The organism is Modestobacter sp. VKM Ac-2978 (assembly GCF_026968025.1).
Classification (GTDB): Bacteria; Actinomycetota; Actinomycetes; order Mycobacteriales; family Geodermatophilaceae; genus Modestobacter.
In genome coordinates this window covers 1-364 of sequence record NZ_JAPVBP010000020.1, presented here as the reverse complement: position 1 = coordinate 364, position 364 = coordinate 1, and the positions used below count along the sequence as shown (strand labels likewise).

Genomic DNA, 364 nt, shown 5'->3' with positions numbered 1-364 from the left:
ACCGAGCTGGCTGTCGCCCTCATCGCCGATGGTCTGGTCCAGGCTGATCGGCTCCCGGGCGTACTGCTGGATCTCCACCACCTTCTCCGGGGTGATGTCCATCTCCTTGGCCAGCTCCTCCGGCGTGGGCTCACGGCCCAGCTCCTGGAGCATCTCCCGCTGCATCCGGCCGAGCTTGTTGATCACCTCGACCATGTGCACCGGGATGCGGATGGTGCGGGCCTGGTCGGCCATCGCCCGGGTGATCGCCTGCCGGATCCACCAGGTCGCGTACGTGGAGAACTTGAAGCCCTTGGTGTAGTCGAACTTCTCCACCGCGCGGATCAGCCCGAGGTTGCCCTCCTGGATCAGGTCCAGGAACGCC

1 protein-coding gene is annotated in these 364 nt (G+C 65.9%); it reads right to left on the bottom strand.

Going from position 1 to position 364, the window contains the following annotated elements:
- The coding region (locus tag O2W53_RS23795; protein ID WP_269165529.1) for a sigma-70 family RNA polymerase sigma factor at nucleotides 1–364 on the bottom strand (364 nt) is incomplete at both ends.